15 protein-coding genes are annotated in these 17,292 nt (G+C 44.4%); 8 read left to right on the top strand and 7 right to left on the bottom strand.

Annotated features, from left to right (window positions below; translation table 11 throughout):
• Positions 1–139 precede the first annotated feature (139 nt).
• Positions 140–511, bottom strand: a complete 372-nt coding sequence (locus JUB15_RS19525; protein WP_207514266.1) for a hypothetical protein — start codon at positions 509–511, stop codon at positions 140–142.
• Positions 512–576: 65 nt separating this feature from the next.
• A complete protein-coding gene (locus JUB15_RS19530; RefSeq protein WP_207514268.1) occupies positions 577–1,563 on the bottom strand; it encodes a LuxE/PaaK family acyltransferase in 987 nt (328 codons plus the stop codon).
• A 52-nt stretch (positions 1,564–1,615) separates the two neighbouring features.
• Here JUB15_RS19530 and JUB15_RS19535 point away from each other — a divergent pair, with 52 nt between their 5' ends.
• From JUB15_RS19535 to bioB, 8 genes are all read left to right on the top strand, one after another.
• Positions 1,616–2,077, top strand: coding sequence for a hypothetical protein (locus tag JUB15_RS19535; protein WP_207514269.1), 462 nt, complete (start codon positions 1,616–1,618; stop codon positions 2,075–2,077).
• A 47-nt stretch (positions 2,078–2,124) separates the two neighbouring features.
• Positions 2,125–2,967 (top strand): UbiA prenyltransferase family protein, encoded by an 843-nt coding sequence (locus tag JUB15_RS19540; protein ID WP_207514270.1) that lies wholly within the window; start codon positions 2,125–2,127, stop codon positions 2,965–2,967.
• 68 nt (positions 2,968–3,035) lie between these two features.
• Entirely contained in the window at positions 3,036–4,151 is a 1,116-nt protein-coding gene (locus tag JUB15_RS19545) for a M42 family metallopeptidase (RefSeq protein WP_207514271.1), read from the top strand.
• Complete coding sequence (locus tag JUB15_RS19550) at positions 4,148–4,327, top strand: hypothetical protein (protein ID WP_207514414.1); 180 nt, start codon at positions 4,148–4,150, stop codon at positions 4,325–4,327. The genes JUB15_RS19545 and JUB15_RS19550 overlap by 4 nt, the downstream gene beginning before the upstream one ends.
• Positions 4,324–5,706 (top strand): class I SAM-dependent methyltransferase, encoded by a 1,383-nt coding sequence (locus tag JUB15_RS19555; RefSeq protein ID WP_207514272.1) that lies wholly within the window; start codon positions 4,324–4,326, stop codon positions 5,704–5,706. Before JUB15_RS19550 ends, JUB15_RS19555 begins: the two co-directional genes overlap by 4 nt.
• A 3-nt stretch (positions 5,707–5,709) precedes the next feature.
• A complete protein-coding gene (locus JUB15_RS19560) occupies positions 5,710–7,212 on the top strand; it encodes a sulfatase-like hydrolase/transferase (protein WP_207514273.1) in 1,503 nt (500 codons plus the stop codon).
• Positions 7,213–7,226: 14 nt separating this feature from the next.
• Entirely contained in the window at positions 7,227–8,780 is a 1,554-nt protein-coding gene (locus tag JUB15_RS19565) for a sulfatase-like hydrolase/transferase (protein ID WP_207514274.1), read from the top strand.
• Positions 8,781–8,834: 54 nt separating this feature from the next.
• Positions 8,835–9,818, top strand: a complete 984-nt coding sequence (bioB, locus tag JUB15_RS19570; protein WP_242696434.1) for a biotin synthase BioB — start codon at positions 8,835–8,837, stop codon at positions 9,816–9,818.
• Between the two features lie 169 nt (positions 9,819–9,987).
• Here the strand turns inward: bioB and JUB15_RS19575 are convergent, their stop codons facing one another.
• The 5 genes from JUB15_RS19575 to JUB15_RS19595 all read right to left on the bottom strand — a co-directional run bounded on the left by JUB15_RS19575 (position 9,988) and on the right by JUB15_RS19595 (position 17,268).
• Positions 9,988–10,392: a response regulator gene (locus JUB15_RS19575; RefSeq protein ID WP_207514275.1), complete on the bottom strand. Its 405-nt coding sequence runs from the start codon at positions 10,390–10,392 to the stop codon at positions 9,988–9,990.
• Between the two features lie 123 nt (positions 10,393–10,515).
• Positions 10,516–11,571, bottom strand: coding sequence for a type IX secretion system protein PorQ (gene porQ, locus JUB15_RS19580; protein WP_207514277.1), 1,056 nt, complete (start codon positions 11,569–11,571; stop codon positions 10,516–10,518).
• Between the two features lie 494 nt (positions 11,572–12,065).
• Complete coding sequence (lon, locus tag JUB15_RS19585) at positions 12,066–14,468, bottom strand: endopeptidase La (RefSeq protein ID WP_207514279.1); 2,403 nt, start codon at positions 14,466–14,468, stop codon at positions 12,066–12,068.
• A gap of 423 nt (positions 14,469–14,891) precedes the next feature.
• Positions 14,892–15,308, bottom strand: a complete 417-nt coding sequence (locus JUB15_RS19590) for a DUF3276 family protein (RefSeq protein WP_207514281.1) — start codon at positions 15,306–15,308, stop codon at positions 14,892–14,894.
• Between the two features lie 136 nt (positions 15,309–15,444).
• The gene (locus JUB15_RS19595) at positions 15,445–17,268 is read right to left on the bottom strand and encodes an ABC transporter ATP-binding protein (RefSeq protein WP_207514283.1); all 1,824 of its coding nucleotides are present in this window, start codon (positions 17,266–17,268) and stop codon (positions 15,445–15,447) included.
• Positions 17,269–17,292: the final 24 nt, after the last annotated feature.

Below are 17,292 nucleotides of genomic sequence, written 5' to 3' on the forward strand. Positions count from 1 at the left end.
AATAACTTCACACTTCATGTAGGAAGTTGCTAACCCTGCCAATGATGAACACAACGCCGGTTACAGCCTATCAGGTTATTTCAATAAAAAAAACCGCCATCCACAGTTGTTGGGATGGCGGCGTAGTTTATTTACGATTTTATTTTCCTTCTTCGATCATAACATCGGTAATGTCATATTTTGCCGTGGGCGGGCCATCGAACATCATACAATGAACACAATCGTTCGACTTTGGGCTGCTTGCTTTAAAGCGGATAGTAGCGCCTGCCTTAACGTCGGAAGGTATTTTACAGGCATTGCCGGCCGTAAATACATTATCGTATTGCGCATTGTTATTCGTCATGTCCTTCCAGCCATCCTCACCAAAAGAATCATTGTTCAATACCTGTACCACAAAGCTGGCACAGGAAATACGCACTACCTTTCCTCTTAAATAATCATCATTTCCCTTGTTCTTATTACATTTGGACGCCATTACGGGTAATGCAATCAGAATAAATAAAAATTTCATATCGGTTTTCTTTTAGCCTTTGACTAATGTTATGGTGCAATCGTTGCATACCAGGCTGTTAAAATCTATACACCTGCAATTAAGAGGTTACATCCCCTGATGTCGCTGGTATCTACCCGTCCCAGCACTTCAAAACTGCCATCTGGTTTAACAATGCCTACATCATCCGTTGCAATGAAAGAACAGGAATACAGGTTGGCGAGGTCAATAATATTGATCACCCCGCTGCCGGCTAGCCGAACATCGAGCGGATCATCATCCTGCCGCACCAGCACTTTCATCCAGGGCGCACAATTGAAAACGCCATGTCCGTATGAATAAGCCTGTGATAACAGCTCCGTCATGCCATATTCCGAATGCACAGCCGGGGTTTGAAAAGCAGTCGTCAACAATACATGCACTTCTTCCCGGGTCATTTCCCGGCGGCGGCCCTTCATACCACCTGTTTCCATTATTATCGTATGCTGCAGCGGCATCGGGAATTGCTCGGCAAAATCAAGCAACGCAAACGTAACGCCGATCAGTATGGTTTTTTGGCCCTGTTTTTCCAGTTCCTGTAAAACCGACGCCAGTTTCTCATATTCATATAAGTAAAACCCGCTATACGCATGCTGACTAAGCTTTATCATATCGTTGACCATAACTATCAGCGATGAGTTCTGCCGCTCGAGATAAGCAGGCAATAACCCGATAACACACCATTCCTGCAGCGGACCGTAAAATTTTTCCCAGGCCTTTAAAAAACTTTGCCGGTAAATATTCAGGTCCTTAACATAATGCCGGCTATTGATGGTTTGCGTGGTACCACTGCTCTCGAAAACAGCTTCCGGCTCAAAAGCGGTGGTTTTTATATCGGCCGTTTTGAAAAAACGGATGGGTAAAAAAGGGATCTGTTCCACCGAACGCACACCTGACCCAACTATTGACAGCGCGTTTACGTAATGCTGATAAATAGCATTATTATTGTACTGGAATTGGAAGACTTCGAGCGCCAGTTGTTCAAAATCAGCTGGTTCAACCGTAAAAATTTTATCTTCTATTTCACAAATCATAAATTTATTGCAGACTTTTGGCCTATAATTTTGTACACGATAATTAACAAATATGCAAAAGCTTGTTTTATATAGCGCTCTTTTTTTGTTAGGGATCGCCGCCTGCAGCAAAGATAAGTACCAGAGTAAACCTACTATTGAAATAAAGTCTATCGGGCCAAACCCCGTTCCCCTCAATTTCCCACTTACTATTGATTTAGAATATACTGATAAAGAAGGAGATATAACAGATTCCATTTTTGTTAGAAAGATCCGGATCAATCAAAAGAAAGTAGCCAGAACCCTGCGCGACAGCTTTGCCCTTCAATTGCCGGGCGATGTTCCTGAAAAAACAAAAGGAACCATCCGGCTTACTTTCGATTACCAGGGCTACGTCATTTCTGCCGAAGACCCGGGTTCACCCCCCAATGCAGCACCCGATTCACTTATTTTCCAGTTCGTTTTGCAGGATAAAGCCAAAAATATCAGCGATACCGTCGAGAGCGGATTGATCGTAGTTGAGCGCCAGCAATAAGCCTGTTTTTTTATAATCATTTTTTACCTGCAGATCTGCGCTGAAGGATGTTGAAATATTTATTCGATTGGTTCCTGTTTTCCAGTTGTTTCATTGCCGGTTGTGCCTTGTTGATGGTCGTTCAAACCAATCAGTTACTTTCCCTGCATTATGACATTTATGGCTATCTCGTATTTGTTTTTTTTTCAACCCTTTGCAGTTATAACTTCCATTGGTACCTGAGCGCCGATGCAACCAGTGAAAATGAGCGGGTACGCTGGACCCTGCATCATAAGCAGCTGCACCTGGTATTAACTGCCATTGGCGGTATCGTTTCCATATGGTATTTCTTTCATTTCGTTGAGCATTGGATCTGGCTGGGCGGCGCTGTGCTGCTTACATTCCTGTATTCAGCTCCCAAATTACAGTTCGGCCCGTTTGCCTGGCTAAGCAAAATAGCCGTGGGCAAAACCCTGTTCCTGGCCTTTGTATGGATGTATGTAACCACCTTCTTACCCATTGCCATCGATGACCATCACTGGCATGCAGCTTCCTTTTTATTCTGCACCAGCCGCTTTCTGCTTATATACGCCATTTGTATCATATTCGATTACCGCGACCGCGATTATGATAAAAAGGCAGGCATACGCAGCATGATCACGTACTTCAATGAAAGGGGCATCAACAACCTGTTTGCCCTGTCGCTTGTTGGTTTTGCCGTAAGTACGATCGCCCTGTACTTTTACGGATTTTCTGCGCTCACCATTGTTTTGCTGCTTGTTTCCGGCGTTATTACTGCCGCCCTGTACCCGGTGGCCAAAAAGAACTTCAGCGATTACCTGTATTATTTCGTGCTCGACGGGCTGATGATGTTTTCATCGCTGTTGACGATATTCGTTTCAAATAAGTAGTTTTGCGCCAATTAAATTGATATATTTATCATATATAGAACAGGATTTTACCTTTTAATACTGTAAATATGGCTAAAAGTAAAACGAACGCCGCTGTTACCTCCGGACTCTCAGATCAATCGCTGAAATTCCTCAAAACTTACATCAATACCCCATCACCCGTTGGCTTCGAAAGCAGCGGGCAGAAATTATGGTTAGAATATATAAAACCGCTGGTTGATACCACTTTTGTTGATCCTTACGGTACGGCTGTGGGTGTTATCAATCCCGATGCCACTTTCAAAGTGGTGATTGAAGCGCATGCCGATGAGATCAGCTGGTTTGTGAACTATATCACACCTGAAGGGTTGGTTTACCTGAAACGTAATGGAGGGGTTGACCATGTAATTGCCCCGGGACAACGGGTATTCATCCATGGAAAGAAAGGACCGGTAAAAGCTGTTTTCGGCTGGCCGGCTATTCATACCCGCTTACACAACCCCGATACCAAGGACCCGCAGCCGAAAGTGGAAAACCTCTTCCTCGACAGCGGCGCCCGTTCTAAAAAAGAAGTGGAAGAACTGGGTATTCATGTGGGTGCGGTAGTAACCTACCAGGATGGCTTCGACGAACTGGCCTTCGATTATTTTATCGGCCGTGCCTTCGATAACCGCGTGGGAGGCTTTATGATCGCTGAAGTAGCCCGGTTGATCAAGGAAAACAAAAAACAATTACCATTCGGTTTATATGTGGTAAATGCCGTACAGGAGGAAATCGGATTACGGGGCGCAGAAATGATCGCCCGCCGCATAAAACCCAATGTGGCCATCATTACCGATGTTACGCACGACACCTATACGCCCATGATCAATAAAGTGATTGAAGGCGACGTGAGCTGCGGAAAAGGCCCTTCACTGGCTTATGGACCAGCAGTACATAACAAACTGCTGAGCCTGGTACAGGATGTGGCGCAAAAACACGAAATTCCCGTGCAATTGCGCACCGTTTCCCGCAGTACCGGCACTGATACCGATTCATTTGCATACGCAAATGACGGCTGCCCGTCAGTACTAATTTCCATTCCATTACGTTATATGCATACAACGGTTGAAATGTTGCATAAAAGCGATATTGAGCAAACCATTAGATTAATGTATGAGACGTTGCTGACATTAACACCTAAAACAAATCTTAGTTACTTGTGATCCATTCCTGCATTTTATTATATGTTGACCCGGGTAGCGGCAGTTATCTGATACAAATGATCATTGCCGCTATCGTGGGCGCGTTATTTTACTTTAAAAATATCTGGTGGAAGATCAAGGCTTTTTTCTACAAGCCTAAAAAAGAAGACGCAGAGGGAGAAGAGATTGTGAAATGACAACGTACAAGCGCCATCCGTCATCATTTAAGGATCCTTCCGGTTTTGTATTCAGATCAGAAGGCACTGTTTACCGGCAGGTAAACCAGTTTTATGCCGTCGAATACCGCCAATTAATGGACTCGGGGTTATACCAGCAGCTGACAGGCAGTAAACAGCTAATTCCGCATGAAGAGCTGGCTGAAAACATAACCGACACCCCTGAATGGTATACCACCCTGCTGCCCGAGCCTGTTCCCTATATTTCTTACCCCTACGAATGGTGTTTTGAACAAATCCAGGACGCTGCCCTGCTCACCCTTTCGATACTGAAAACGTCGTTACAGCATGGCATGATATTGAAAGATGCAACGCCGTATAATATCCAGTTCCATAAGGGCAGGCCGGTATTCATAGATACCCTGTCGTTCAACAACTATGATCCCAAACTGCCGTGGATCGCTTACCGGCAGTTCTGTCAGAATTTCCTCTTTCCCCTTTACCTGGAACATTACCTGAAAACCGATATTCAAAAGCTGCTCAGCACTTATATAGATGGTATACCGGTTGATTTTGTGGCCAGGCTCCTGCCCTTAAAAAGCCGCCTGAGCCTGGGCGTATGGCTGCATGTATATTTACAGCACAGTGCTTCCACCAGCACCAGCGCCAGCGCCCGTTCGAATAAACCAAACGGCGCCTTTAATAAAAAGAAACTACTCGATGTGGTCAGTCACCTGACCAGCATCATTACAAATTTACCGGCGAATAAAACGTATAAAACCACCTGGAGCAATTATTATGAAGATACTATCCTGAGTAAGGAATACCTTCACGAAAAGGAAAGGATCATCCAGGATTTTTGCCGGCAAACGAATGCCCGGAGTGTGCTTGACCTGGGCGCTAACGATGGTCATTTTTCCAAATTATTCGCGGCTCACCAGCTGCAGGTGATTGCCACAGATGCCGACAACCGGTGTATTTCGAAGCTGTACCAGGAGGTGAAGAAAAATAAAATTGAGAATATCCTACCGTTGATGCTGGATGTTGCCAATCCCTCCTCGGCCATTGGCTTTCACAACCAGGAACGCGCTGCCTTTCATGATCGTATTAAAACTGACCTTGTGGCAGCGCTGGCGCTCGTTCATCACCTGGTCATAGGAAAAAACATTTCATTGCGGGTACTGGCAGATTATTTTAACGACATTGCCCCTGAATTGATCATTGAATTTGTGCCAAAAGAAGACGAGAAGGTGCAACAGATGCTAAGTAGCCGGCCCGATACCTTTATCGACTACGACCAGGCACACTTTGAACAGTTTTTTACCATGTATTTCAATATTGTTGACAGAAGACCGGTACCTGGTACCAGCAGAACGTTGTACAGAATGAAAAGAAAATAACGTATGTATTCAAAGCTTCAGCAGTACCCCATATATCTTTTTCTCTTACCCGTTTTCTTTATTTTGCATGGCTACCTCGAAAACTTTGGATTTATTACCGCCGGAGAATCAGCCATCCTGTGCCTCTCCTATCTTGCCGGTACGATTATTATTGCAGCTGTTTGCTGGCTTTATTTCAGAAACACAGCAAAAGCGGCGCTGGTTACCGTTAGCTTAATGGCCTTTTACTTTTTTTTTGGCGCCCTGCATGAATTTTTAAAGATCAACGCACCCCGTTTTTTCAGCAAGTATGCTTTTTTGCTTACAACATTTTTGCTGCTTATCACTACCCTGGTAATTTACCTGAGGAAAAACAGGTCCCTGAAGCGGGTAACCGCTTTTTTAAACGTACTGTTGATTATATATATCGTGGTAGACGGCGCCAGAATCTTTATAAAAGCAATGGATCCGGCCGGCAACAGTTTGTCAACCTATTCCTTTGCAAAGAACAATAGCTATACACCCTGTGATACCTGTAACAAGCCTGACATATATCTATTGCTGATGGATGAATATCCCAGCTCGGTATCACTTGCCCAACATTATAATTATAAAAATGAACTGGATGATTTTCTGATCGAAAAGAAGTTCAGCATTCAAAAAAACAGCCGGGCCAATTACAATTTCACGCCATTTTCGATGGCCTCCATCCTGAACATGTCGTACATCCGCGGTATAAAGAACGCAAAGGCGATAAATGGCAATGATTATGCGTCTTGTGAACTTTTGATCCGCAACAATGAAGTGATCAGTTTACTCAATGCAGCAGGATATAGCATAGAAAACTATTCCATTTTTGATCTGGCAGGCCATCCGTCCATGGTGCAGCAGCAGTTCCTGCCACTGAATACGCGGCTGATAACGGAAAGAACACTGTTTGCCAAAGTAAAAAAGGATATTGGCTGGAAACTGTTTACCTGGCATCCTTTTAAGTGGTTTGCGTCGAATGACATTATGGTCCATAATCGCAATAACCAGTTGTTTATTGAGCAGGTAAACAAGAGCACAACACCAAAAGCCGGCCAGCCAAGGTTTATATATGCACACTTTTATATGCCCCACCAGCCTTACTATTACGACAAAAACGGCAAACTGTATGATCTGCCAACCATAATACGTGAAAGTCGTAACCAAACCCTTTCGTTGTACCTGGAGTATATTACGTATGTCAACGGCCGCATAAAGGAAATGATCACTGCCATTCAAAAGAACAACCCTTCGGCTGTTATTGTGCTTATGGGCGACCATGGGCGCCGGGAGAAAACCCGGGAAACCTTCCCGGAACGTTTTTTTCAAAATTTGAATGCGGTTTATTATCCTGACAATGACTACACTTTGCTATATGACAACATATCCGGGGTCAACCAGTTCAGGATGATATTCAATAAGCTGTTCAACCAATCGCTGCCGGTTTTAAAAGATTCTTCAATATATTTAATTGAAAAATCGGAACCTGGTCACAACTAATCTATTCAAGGCTGATGAAACTGAGCAGTTTTAAAACATTTCCCTTTCATACATTTTTACTACCAGCCTTTTTTGTATTACATGTAGCCAATGAATATTTCAGGCTGTTGGCCGCAGAAACAACCATTGAGTTCTTTCTATACTATGTTTTACTGGGAGCGTTTTTACTGGTTGTGGGCCGACTGGCGTTCAAGTCGCTAATGAAAGGGGGTGTTTGGGCTACTGCTTTGTTGGTACCCTTTATATTTTTTGGAACGATCCATGACTTTTTAAAGACAACAGCGATCACCCGCTTTATTTCTTCCTATAGCATCTTATTGCCGCTCCTGCTGATCTGTTTGCTTGTCTTTTCCTGGTACTGCAAAAGGAAAACCGCAAAATTTGAGAAAGCGCACCACTATTTTACCGTCCTGTTCGTCATTCTGCCAGGCATCGAACTGGTGCTGCTGGCACAAAAGGTTATTACCAATAACCAGCAGAACAATCTTGCCCATCAGAATGATGCTATCATATCAATACCGCCCTGCGATACATGCACGAAACCGGATATCTTTTTTATTGTATTTGATGAATATGCCAGTTCACGCAGTCTGCGCCAATACTTCGGTTTTGATAACAGCCGTTTGGATTCCTCCTTAAAAAAGAATAATTTTTATATAGCAGAAAATGCAAAAAGCAATTATAACATAACGCCATTATCGATAGGCGCCACTTTAAATGGGCAGTATTTCAATGTGCTATTGGAGAATAAAGTAACCACTGGCCGTGTCATTCTACAGGGACTATATGCATTAGAGGAAAGCCGCCTGCCTCACCTGTTGGAGCGATCAGGTTATGCCATCCATAATTTCGGGCTTTGTGATCTCAAAAGGCACCCGGTGCAAACATCCCGTTATTTCGAAGAATATGAACGCCTCGCGCTTTACGACGAAACGTTATGGTACAGGATCAACAGGGATATACTTTGGAATATGTCCAGACTGAACCTGTCGTTCTGGAATATTATGCAGCAGCGGAAAAACCAACAGAACCAGGCCATATTTGTTGAAAGAAACCGAAAAAACTGGCAGTTGATATTGCAGGAATTGAAAGAACAGAACGATCAGCCCAAATTCGTTTTCGGTCATATCATGATGCCGCATTCGCCATTTTACCTGGACAAACATGGTAACAGAACCAACGATTTCAGCCGTGTTTACGAGAACCACAATAACGAAGGTGCATACCTTGAACAACTGCAGTATACCAATAGCTGGATCGACTCGTTATTAATTGCAAGCGATCGCAACTTTTCACGCCCCCGGGTTGTAATTGTTGCAGGCGATCATGGATATCGGGAAGTTCCTTACAACCCTGAACGGCGGGACAGGCATTTTATGAACCTGAACACTTATTATTTTTCCGATAAAGATTATTCTATGCTGTATGATAGCATAAGCCCGGTCAATACCTTCCGGGTTGTCATAAATAAGTATTTCCATACAAAGCTTCCTTTATTAAAGGACAGCACCATACTTTTGCAGGAAACCCAACCAGGTTTTTCCCTATCTTCACAGCTTCTAAATTAGCAATACCGGAAAAACACATTCGCACCTTAATATTTTTACTGTAAATCATTCGAAATGAAGGATATTATAAGAAACGACTGGACTATTGAAGAAATACAGGAAATTTACAATACCCCCCTGCTTGAGCTTATTTACCGCGCTGCCACCATTCACCGGCAATATAACGACACCGGAGAAGTTCAGGTTTGTACACTGCTTTCGATAAAAACCGGCGGCTGCCCCGAAGATTGCGCTTATTGCCCGCAGGCAGCCCGATATAATACAGGCGTTAACGTGCATGCTTTAATGCAGAAAGACGAGGTTTTGGAGTACGCTGCCAAAGCGAAAGCAGCCGGTTCAACCCGTTTTTGCATGGGCGCTGCATGGCGCGAAGTAAGGGACAACCGCGACTTTGACCGGGTAATTGACATGGTAAAAGGCGTAAACGAAATGGGTATGGAAGTATGCTGCACATTGGGCATGCTTACTGAAGCACAGGCCCAGAAACTGGCCGACGCTGGTTTGTACGCGTACAACCACAACCTGGATACTTCTAAAGAATATTATAAAGAGATCATTTCAACCCGCACCTATAACGACCGGTTAGATACACTGGATAATGTGCGCAAGGCCGGTATCTCTGTTTGTTGCGGTGGTATTGTTGGACTTGGTGAAACCCACGCAGACCGCATCAAAATGCTGCATACGCTGAGCACCATGCCCGAACATCCGGAAAGTGTGCCCATCAATGCCCTGGTGGCCGTTGCAGGCACTCCACTCGCCGAAAATCAGAAAGTAGATGTTTGGGATATGGTGAAGATGATCGCTACAGCCCGCATCCTGATGCCCAAAGCCATGGTTCGCTTAAGCGCAGGCCGCAGCACTATGAGCGTTTCTGACCAGGCCCTTTGCTTTATGGCGGGCGCCAACTCCATCTTTACCGGCGAGAAGTTGTTAACTACACCTAACCCTTCATTCGATGAAGATAAAGCCATGTTCGATCTGCTGGGAATTACGCCGAGGGTGGCTTTTAAGGAAGAAAAGGAACTAATCGGTTAGATTGCTAACATTGGATATATAAGTTTGTGAAGTCGGAAGTCTGAAGTCTGAAAATACAAAGTCCGAAGCCGGTTTTGCGCTGACTTCGGACTTCTTCTTTAATATAAGGCCTCCGGCTTCCGGCATCGTATTCCTACGAAAAAAACACCTCTTATTAGCAGAAACATTCCTATCCTATAATATCAGCAATCTCTTTACAGAAGTATCGCTTCCCTTCCATCACCAGCATAATGGCCCGGATCATTTCTTCACCGGAGGAATTTTTGGTAACATATCCATTGGCGCCCGCATGCATCAGGGCATTAACGTAGGGAAGATCGGTGTGAACAGAGATACCAATAATACGAATGTCATGAGTAAACCCCCGGATGGCTTTTGTAGCTTCAATGCCACTTACCGGATCCATATTAATATCCATTAAAACAACATCGGGCGAAAGCGTTTTGCAGGCTTCTATGACCTGGCGGCCGTTTTCGCATATGGCTATTATCGACAGCCTTTTATCCCTGCTGAGCAGCAGGTTCCAGGCCTCGCGTACCAGTTTGTGATCATCTGCTATAATCACTTTGATCATTAAGAAAAGGTTTAATTAATGGCAAAAATTAAGATTAAACAATTTGTGGGATAAACAAAGTTCCATGTCCCTTAAATTTTAAAAGTTTAAGGAAAGCGGTTAAGAATAGTTAAGGGGAAACAATTACTTATTTCGCCCGCCTTGTCCAAAATAATCGTTTAGCCTGAGGGTTAAGCCGAATTGATTGTAGGAAGTATTATTTTGATAATAACTCCTTGCATAACGGATCTGGATTTTTTTGAATAACACGCCAGCGCCCATTGAAAATCCGTTTAGTCCATTGCCGGCGTTCGTTACATTTAATTCTTTTCGGCGGAGGTAATTATATCCGGCAGTCACTTCTACTTTATCGCCAATGTATAACTGCACAGCAAGAATAACATGCCTGAAAAACTTGTCAAATATATATTTTTTTTCCTTGCTGTCTGGTGCTAAACCTATTTCGTTATTAAATAAAGTGTCACTGTAACGAGTATTAAAGGAATGCAATTGAAAGAGGGTAAGCGAGAACTGCAATGGCGCATGTGCCAGCCGTTTTGAGATGCCCAGCTGCAGGTCAAATGGCAGATCGCCGGCTGTGCTGCCGGTGTAATTTTTCAACTGGGCGCCCATGTTCTTAGCCACCAGCGAAGCCTGCCATAAATGAGCCGAATCACTATATGTTATACCCACGTCTAGGGCAGCGCCTGATGAGCGGTAAATGCCGTAAGAAGAATGGATGAACTTAGCAGTAACGCCATAATGCCAGCGCGCTCCGTATTGCCGGGCAGCACTTAGCTGCACTACATAATCAGCAGGCCGCATAGTACCCAGTACATTACCGGTCATATCTGTTTCGGGCAAGGAGCCATAACTGAAATAATTGATACCACCTGCAAACGTGGTCTTCAGCGGTTGATGGTGAAACCCGGCCATTACATGGTAATTCCTGACGCCCGCATAAAATGAGTTAAATACCATGGATGTGTGCGTATGCATGGCTGGCCGTAATAAAGCCGGATTGTTGAAAGCGGGGCCAATATCAGCTGTTTGATTGGTAATGTTAATGCCGCCTAAAGCGGTTAACTGGGGCGTATTGGAAAGTTTCAGGAAGTTATAAATGGTGTTGCCGCCCAATGTTTGCGCATTTGTCCGGGTAAAGATCAATAAAAATACTAATATATGCAGTTTGTTTTGCATGTAACGCTACCGTACGAAAATAAACAAAAAAGCGCAAGGCGAAAGGGTGAAGGCTGAAGGCTCAAGGCGCAAGGCGAAAGGCTGAAGGCGAAAGGCTGAAGGCGCAAGGCTGAAGGCGAAAGGCGCAGGGCTAAGGAAGAGCCAGGCGGTTTTGGCGTCGGTGTGAGATGGCAGCGGATGGGGTTATAGCAAAAAAAATTCCTCCATTGACATGGAGGAATTTCTTTAACCCTTAAAACAACCAACATGAAAAAAAATCTCGGTTGAATATTTATTAACAGGGTTGAATTGTTATTTGTTCAATGAGGTTCTGAAAGTTTATATTAAAATTCTATTAAAGGCCGCAAGGCGCAAAGCCAAGGCTAAAGGCGCAGGGCTAAAGGCGCAAAGCTAAAGGCTAAAGGCGCAAGGCTCAAAGCAAACTCCGTTAAGCGTTCGGCGTTTTGCGTTGTGCGTTCCGGGTTCGGCGTTCGGCGTTTTGCGTTAAGCGTTCCTCACCCCAACGCGATGTCGAGCACCTGCTGCATTGTTTTTACATAATGAAACGTTAACCCTTTAATGAATGCAGGCTCAATTTCCTTGATATCGCGCTCATTCTGCCAGCACAACACAATCTCCTTCAACCCCGCCCGGCGGGCAGCCAGCACTTTTTCTTTAATGCCGCCTACCGGCAACACCTGACCGCGTAATGTGATCTCCCCCGTCATGGCCAGATACGGTTTTACCCGTTTACCGGTCAAAGCCGAGGCAATCGACGTCATGATAGTTATACCGGCGCTGGGCCCATCCTTTGGCACGGCGCCTTCCGGCACGTGCACATGTATACTTTTCTTCTCAAAAAGCGACGGGTTAATGCCCGCTTTTTTCGCATTTGACATGAGATAGGTTAACGCCGTGGTAGCACTTTCCTTCATCACATTACCCAGGTTACCGGTGAGCTTCAGATCGCCCTTGCCATCACTGAGGCTGGTTTCCATAAACAGGATATCACCGCCAACATAGGTCCAGGCCAGGCCAATAGACACCCCGGGAATATTGGCTACCTTATATATTTCATTGTTGTATTTGGGCTTGCCCAGGATCTTTTCTATATCCTTTTCTGTAAGTGTACTTTTAACAGCTTCATTCATGGCGTATTCCTTTGCTTCATACCGCATGATGGAAGCCAGGTAGCGGTCGAGCTCGCGAACGCCACTCTCCCGTGTATAATCCTGAATGATCTTTTGCAGCACGGCATCACCGATCTTGAAATCAACCTTTTTCAATCCGTGGGCTTCTTTTTGTTTGGGAACGAGGTGCCGTTTGGCGATCTGTATTTTTTCTTCTACGGCATAACCGCTCAGGTTAATGATCTCGAGGCGGTCGCGAAGCGCCGGTTGAATATTGTTGATGTCATTGGCAGTGGCAATGAACAATACCTTGCTGAGGTCATATTCCAGTTCCAGGTAATTATCGTAGAACGCATTGTTTTGCTCAGGATCCAGTACTTCCAGCAAAGCAGAGGAAGGATCGCCCCTGAAATCGTTCCCTACCTTGTCAATTTCATCCAGGATGAGCACCGGGTTCGATGATTTGAGCTTCCGCAGCATTTGAATGATGCGGCCCGGCATGGCGCCGATATAGGTTTTACGGTGACCGCGGATCTCACTTTCGTCATGCAAACCTCCCAGACTGATGCGGCCATATTTTCGCTGAATAGCCGTGGCAATGCTGCGGCCCAAAGAGGTTTTGCCAATACCAGGAGGGCCTACGAAACACAGGATCGGACTTTTCATGTCGCCCTTCAATTTCAGTACGGCCAGGTATTCGAGCAGGCGTTCTTTTACTTTATCCATCCCATAGTGGTCATGATCGAGCACCTTTTTCGCTTTTTTCAGGTCGTACTGATCTTCGGTAATTTCCTGCCAGGGCAGGTCAAGCATCAGATCCAGGTGATTGTAAACCACGGAGTAATCGGGGGTGCTGGGGTGCATACGCTCCAGTTTTTCAACCCCTTTTTTGAACATTTCCCGGGCAGCTTCCGTCCATTTTTTAGTCTCTGCCCTTTTCAGCATTTCCTTTACTTCCCGCTCATTGGAATCGCCGCCCAGCTCTTCCTTGATGCTCTTCATCTGCTGTTGCAGGAAATATTCGCGTTGTTGTTTATCGAGCTCCGTTTTGGTTTTGGTGGTCACCTTGTTCTTGAGTTCGGCAAACTGTAATTCGCGCTGCAACAATTTCATCAACAGGTCCGCACGGGTCTCGATATTATTCAGTTCCAGCAGCTTCTGTTTTTCTGCCAGTTCGGTATTCAGGTTACTCGAGATGAAATGGATCAGGAACGAAGGGTTTTCGATATTGCGTAAAATGATCGAAGCCTCGGAGGGTATATTGGGCGAAAGCTGGATGATCTGTCCGGCCAGTTCTTTAATATTCGCCACATAGGCGTTAAAATCTTCCTTTTTAGGGGCTTCGTCGTCTTCCAGCAATTCGATCTGGGCCTTGAAATATGGGTCTTCAGCAGTGATCCTTGTCACCTTGAACCGGCGTTTGCCCTGGATGATGACAGTGGTGCCGCCATCGGGCATTTTGATCATTTTGATGATCTTGGCCACGGTTCCGATATCTTCCAGGTCGCTGACGGCCGGGTCTTCCACACTACTGTCTTTTTGCGCTATAACACCTACCAGTTTGTCAGCTTTGTAAGCATCATTTACGGCTTTTATACTTTTATCACGGCCTACCGTAATTGGTAAAACCACGCCGGGGAACAGAACGGTATTTCTTAATGGTAAAAGGGACAATTCCGACGGAATGACTATATCTGCGCTATTATCTCCTTCATTTTCATTGAGGGGAATAATTGGAATAAAATCCATTTCATCTTCTGGCCTGAATAATATGTTCGCTTCTTTCATTACTTAAATTATCTGTGACAAAATAACATACTCTTACTTAAAATACCATGAATTGAAGGCAATTGCCATATATGTCAAGTTTAATGCCAGTACAATAAAGACATAGTAATCAAGGGGATCGATACCCGTTTTGGCAGTTTTCGCCGACAACCAATGTTAATACAATGAATATCAGATTTATAAAAGAAGCCGGAAATTTATATAGGTATAAGCTACTACAAAAGGTAAGATTTACGGTTAGGCTATGTAGTTACTGTTGCCGGTTTTAGTTTCCACAACTGAGATGTATCGACAAGTATGGCTGAATAGCGGACCAAACGTACAAGTGAGTGACACAAGGGACGGCGATAGTAGTTCTTGCGATGGCATAAAAAAAAGCTCCTTTCGGGAGCTTGCTAGATCAAAGAACGTGTATGGAAAAAATTACCATTTATCAACTTCTTCTCCTGCATCAGCAACAGAACCAGTTCCATTGTTAGAAGCGGCGCTTACCTGTGATAATGCTGGTGCTTCGGCCACATCATCGATATCTGTATCTGCAACTTGATCGTGGTTGTAGGCGTCAAAATCGAAATTGGGCATCAGTTCAGTTTTAACATAATCTACTGCTTCGGTCAATGCCTTCAGGAATTTGTTGAAATCTTCTTTGTAAAGGAAGATCTTGTGCCTGTCGTACCCGTTTTCGTTGAATTTTTTGCGGCTTTCCGTAATGGTAATGTAGTAATCATTTCCACGGGTAGCCCTCACATCAAAGAAGTAGGTTCTTCTTTTCCCAGCTCTTATACGTTTGCTATAAACGCTTTCCATACGTTTGTCGTTGTTTTCGTACGCCACAGTCATTTAAGTTTTGCAGTTAACAATTATCAAATTTTCACAAAAAAAAGCGTTACAAATATAATATTGTTTTAGAATCAACAAAATTTCATTAGCATTTTACGAAGTAATTTCCCCTAGTTATCCCCATTTCTGGCTTAATTTAGCCTTCTTCGCGCTCCTGTTGCAGCTGTTGTTCGTATAAATACGCATAGTAACCGTTTAATGACAATAATTCATTATGTGTTCCGGTCTCTACGATCTTCCCTTCATCGAGTACAACAATGGTGTCAAAATCGAAAAGAGTGAAAATGCGGTGGGTAATGATAATGGCTGTCTTATGCTGCAGATAGATACTTAAATTACCGAGGATCTCCTTCTCCGTGCGGGCGTCAACTGCACTAAGGCAATCATCAAACACTACGATCTGCGGGTCTTTGGCCAATGCGCGCGCAATGGAAATACGTTGTTTTTGTCCACCACTGAGCGTAACACCGCGCTCCCCTACCATCGTTTCGTATTTGTCGTGAAAGTTCTCTATCTCCCGTTCCACACTGGCATAGCGGGCCGCCTTTACGGCAGTTTCGTTTTCAGTGCTGCCTGCAGGACTAAACAGGATATTATTATTAATAGTATCACTGAACAGGAATACATCCTGGGGCACATAACTGATCTGCCGGCGCAGCTCCTGCAGGTCCATCTGGCGCAGATCGATACCATCGATACGTACACTGCCCACAGTAGGGTCGTACATACGTAATAATAATTGAGCAATGGTAGTTTTGCCACTGCCCGTATGACCGATGATCGCGATCTTCTGTCCTTTCTTTATCTGAAGATTGAAATGGGTAAGCGCCTGGATACCGGTATTTGGATACACAAAATCAACATTATCAAAGACAATACTGCCCTGCAAAGCGGGCTTTACCGCATTTGCCGGATTCACAATAGCTGGTTCGGTATGCAGGAATTCATTGATCCGCTTTTGTGAAGCCGCTGCCCGCTGGATCATGCTGGCCGTCCACCCGATAGCACCCACCGGAAAGGTGAGCATGTTTATGTACATTACGAACTCGGCAATGGTGCTCATTTTAATATTATGCTGACCGTAAATAGCGTAAATACCGCCAATCATGATCGTAAGCAAAGTGCTTAAACCGATCAGCAGGGTCATGGAAGGAAAATACAGCGCTTCCGTTTTCGCCAAACCGATGGCATTCTGTTTATATTCTTCACTGTTCTTATCGAAAAATTCGAACATCGCCTTTTCCTGTACAAATGACTTAATGACGCGGATGCCTGAATATGATTCCTGGGCATTGGTGGTGAGATCGCTCAATAATGCCTGAATGCGTTCACTCTTTTTATTGATAATGGTATTTACTACATATATAGTAACCGCAAGAATAGGCAATGGCGCCAGCACATAGAGGGTAAGCAACGGATCTTTTTTTACCATATAGTATACCGACAGCGAGATCAGGGATACCAGGTTGATGAAATACATAATGGCAGGTCCTGTGAACATTCGAACCCGGCTAACATCTTCCGCCATGCGGTTCATAAGATCACCCGTGCTATGCGTTTTGTAGAAATTGGTATCGAGGGTAAGATAATGCTGAAAGATTTGATTTTTTTGATCAAACTCGATATGCCGGCTCATCACAATGATAGTTTGCCGCATCAGGAACATGAAAATGCCACGGATCAATGCCAGCACAAGGATGGTAATGCCGCAAAGGGCAATTACAGAAATAGTTTTATGCTGTTCGGCATACTGTATGAACCAGTTCACCAGCCAGTCGTAGGTAAAGGTTGTTTTTTGCGGTTCAATGCCAAATGACCGTTGCACCACATCGAACACATATCCGGTGACCTGGGGCGCCAGAACGGCAAAATAGTTGGAAACGACAATAAACAATATACCCAGGAAAAGCCGGTACCGGTATTTCCAAAAATAGCTTTCAAGCGCTTTTAAATGTTTCAACCGCAGGAATTTGAGGGGCAAATT

Source organism: Longitalea luteola (assembly GCF_017356035.1).
Classification (GTDB): domain Bacteria; phylum Bacteroidota; class Bacteroidia; order Chitinophagales; family Chitinophagaceae; genus Niastella; species Niastella luteola.

What these genes read in the sequence shown, in the direction of transcription:
- JUB15_RS19525 (WP_207514266.1), bottom strand. Translation starts at nt 511, where the DNA reads ATGAAATTTTTATTTATTCTGATTGCATTACCCGTAATGGCGTCCAAA.
- JUB15_RS19545 (WP_207514271.1), top strand. Translation starts at nt 3,036, where the DNA reads ATGGCTAAAAGTAAAACGAACGCCGCTGTTACCTCCGGACTCTCAGAT.
- JUB15_RS19535 (WP_207514269.1), top strand. Translation starts at nt 1,616, where the DNA reads ATGCAAAAGCTTGTTTTATATAGCGCTCTTTTTTTGTTAGGGATCGCC.
- JUB15_RS19540 (WP_207514270.1), top strand. Translation starts at nt 2,125, where the DNA reads ATGTTGAAATATTTATTCGATTGGTTCCTGTTTTCCAGTTGTTTCATT.
- porQ (WP_207514277.1), bottom strand. Translation starts at nt 11,571, where the DNA reads ATGCAAAACAAACTGCATATATTAGTATTTTTATTGATCTTTACCCGG.
- JUB15_RS19590 (WP_207514281.1), bottom strand. Translation starts at nt 15,308, where the DNA reads ATGACTGTGGCGTACGAAAACAACGACAAACGTATGGAAAGCGTTTAT.
- lon (WP_207514279.1), bottom strand. Translation starts at nt 14,468, where the DNA reads ATGAAAGAAGCGAACATATTATTCAGGCCAGAAGATGAAATGGATTTT.
- JUB15_RS19530 (WP_207514268.1), bottom strand. Translation starts at nt 1,563, where the DNA reads ATGATTTGTGAAATAGAAGATAAAATTTTTACGGTTGAACCAGCTGAT.
- JUB15_RS19575 (WP_207514275.1), bottom strand. Translation starts at nt 10,392, where the DNA reads ATGATCAAAGTGATTATAGCAGATGATCACAAACTGGTACGCGAGGCC.
- JUB15_RS19565 (WP_207514274.1), top strand. Translation starts at nt 7,227, where the DNA reads ATGAAACTGAGCAGTTTTAAAACATTTCCCTTTCATACATTTTTACTA.
- JUB15_RS19555 (WP_207514272.1), top strand. Translation starts at nt 4,324, where the DNA reads ATGACAACGTACAAGCGCCATCCGTCATCATTTAAGGATCCTTCCGGT.
- bioB (WP_242696434.1), top strand. Translation starts at nt 8,835, where the DNA reads ATGAAGGATATTATAAGAAACGACTGGACTATTGAAGAAATACAGGAA.
- JUB15_RS19560 (WP_207514273.1), top strand. Translation starts at nt 5,710, where the DNA reads ATGTATTCAAAGCTTCAGCAGTACCCCATATATCTTTTTCTCTTACCC.